Origin of the sequence: Clostridium sp. 1001270J_160509_D11, from assembly GCF_015667935.1 — a bacterium.
GTDB lineage: Bacteria > Bacillota > Clostridia > Peptostreptococcales > Peptostreptococcaceae > Intestinibacter.
Map to the genome: position 1 here is coordinate 1 of NZ_JADPET010000219.1, position 2,816 is coordinate 2,816.

Sequence of the window (2,816 nt, forward strand, 5' to 3'; positions counted from 1 at the left end):
TAAATCAGCATTCCCTATAATTTTAAATATATAATTAAACATTGTAATTAAACATTATGCATGCGAAATAGCCATAAGCTTAGATCCCCTTCTAATATTCTTATGGCTATTTTGTTATATATATTTAATTTTTATATAGCTCTAGTATATTGTTTTAACCACTCAACTTCATCTTCATTTAAATATGGTGAAATTTTATCAAATACTTCTTTATGATAGTTATTTAACCATACTATTTCTGATTTATCCATATATTCAGGATTTACACCATCTAAGTCGATTGGAGCAAATGTTATAGTTTCAAATTCCATAAATTGATCTAAGCCAACTTTTGGACCTCTTTGGCATATTAATTCGTTTTCGATTCTTATACCGTGGCTTCCTTCTATATATACTCCCGGTTCATTAGTTGTAACCATACCTTCTTCAAGTATACAAGAGTCATTTCTTTCAGGTACTATCTTCCATCTAAATCCATTTGGGCCTTCGTGAACATTCGATACAAATCCAATTCCATGACCTGTACCACATTTATAATCTATTCCTAAATCCCATAGTGGACCTCTTGCTAAAATATCTAAATTTAGCCCTCTGCATCCATATAAGAATTTAGCTTTAGATAGTCTTATCATACCTCTTAAAACAGATGTATAGTGTAGTTTTTGTTCTTCTGTAATATCTCCTAATATGTACGTTCTTGTTATATCAGTTGTCCCTGTATAGTATTGTCCACCAGAATCTACAAGTAACATTCCTTCTTGTTCTAATTCATATTCACTTTCTTTTGTGGCACTATAGTGCATCATAGCAGCATGTTCTTTATATCCTGATATAGTCGGGAAACTTAAATCAAAACAGTCTTTGTCACTTCTTCTAAGTTGTTCTAATTTGTCAGATGCGCTTATTTCTGTTATTTTTATTTTTCCTATATTAGTTTTTAACCAATACATAAATTTAGTCATAGCGACACCATCTTTTATATGGCACTCTCTTATATTTTTAAGCTCAACTTCATTTTTTATTGCTTTAAATATAAATGTAGGATTTGGTGCATCTATTATTGATACATTAGAAGGTATATTTCTGTAAAGTTTGTAATTTACTGTAGTGCCATCTAATAAAACTACTTCATCTTTTTGTATAGTTTTTACAAAATCGTATATTTCAAAGTAATTTCTTACTTCTATTCCTATTTTATTAAATTCAGCTTTTATTTCATCATTTAATTTTTCTTCATCTACAAAATAATATACTTTATCTAAAGTTATAACTGCTGTAGATAAAACAACAGGTGTGTTATTTATATCGTTTCCTCTTATATTTAATAACCATGCTATATCATATAATGAATTTAATATATGCATTGTAGCATTTTGTTTTTTCATTATAGCTCTTACTTTAGTTAATTTATCTTGTATACTTTCACCAGCATATTTTACATCTAATAAAAACGCTTTATCTTTTGACATAGAAGGTCTATCTGCCCATAATTCATCTATCAAATCGTATTCATAAACTATATTTATATTTTTATCGCTATATTCTTTTTCATATCCATAGCCTTCTTTTGCATTTAGTACTCTTCCATCAAATGCTAAAGTATCACCATCTTTTAATACCCTGTTTAAATATTGTTCGACAGTTTCTACTCCTTGTTCTCCCATTTTAAATAATTTTATTGTAGAATCTTTTAATTGCTCTTCTGCTTGGATAAAATATCTTCCATCAGTCCAAAGCCCTGCTTCCTCTAAAGTAACAACAACTGTTCCTGCTGAACCTGTAAAACCAGAAATAAATTGTCTACACTTGAAATAATCTCCTACATATTCACTTTGGTGAAAATCTGCAGAAGGAATTATATATGCAGAGATTCCTTTATTTTTCATAGATTCTCTTAATTTTTGTAATCTTTCAGTTATCATTTTTTCCCTCTTTTCTACTTAAATATTTATTTAATATATTATTCTTCTATATTATACTTCATTTACTTATTTTTCAATTAAAATATTTAATATTAATAGGTCTTTATAGTCTATAATTCAATTCTATATATTACTAAAATTTAATATTACTTTGCTTGAACATCATTTTTTTCTGGAATATAATTTATATATAGAAGTCTTTATTTATTAATATAAACTATTTTATATTAATTTTTAGAGGGGGGATATATTATGGAAACACAAAAAAATAACTTTTTAGGAGATAATACAAAATTAGTGTTGGAGTTTGACTATACAAACTGCTTTGACCTTATACATGAGTGGCTAGCTATTCCCTCTATAATCTCAAAGATATATAAATGCTTTTTTTATATTATGTGCATTCTTTTTATAATAAGCATATTACTAAGGCCAAATCTCCACCATATAATAATTAACTTTGGATTTGCAATAGTATTTTTCTTGGCTTTTATAGGAGGACACCAATTCCTTCACTTAATTGCCGCTTATATTATTGGTTGTAGAAATGTTAAACTAATGGTTTCCAAGGCAAATATATTTTGCTCTTGTGACAAAACTGAGCTCAACTCAAATAAATATATGTTTGTATCAATATTTCCATTTGCAATTACTACATTATTTAGCATAATAATTGCAATAATTTTTCCTGAATATTTGGGAGCAGTTTCTATTTTTAATATATTTCATTTTACAATATCAAACGGCGATATTGGTATAACTAATTACTTTTTAAATAACAAAGATACGTATTTTTATTGTAATCAAGATAAAAATACGGCTTATCTATATAAAAAATCTTAATCTAAAAAACCATCTTAAATATTAAGATGGTTTTTTAATTTTAAATAAATT

At 26.8% G+C, this 2,816-nt stretch carries 2 protein-coding genes; one reads left to right on the top strand and one right to left on the bottom strand.

All coding sequences use genetic code 11. The annotated features are described in order from the left end of the window. Nucleotides 1–131: 131 nt before the first annotated feature. On the bottom strand, nt 132–1,922 hold the full coding sequence (locus I4U58_RS13370) for an aminopeptidase P family protein (RefSeq protein ID WP_195931829.1): 1,791 nt from the start codon (nt 1,920–1,922) through the stop codon (nt 132–134). A gap of 252 nt (nt 1,923–2,174) precedes the next feature. Here I4U58_RS13370 and I4U58_RS13375 point away from each other — a divergent pair, with 252 nt between their 5' ends. Next, nucleotides 2,175–2,765: a metalloprotease family protein gene (locus tag I4U58_RS13375; RefSeq protein ID WP_195931830.1), complete on the top strand. Its 591-nt coding sequence runs from the start codon at nt 2,175–2,177 to the stop codon at nt 2,763–2,765. Nucleotides 2,766–2,816: the final 51 nt, after the last annotated feature.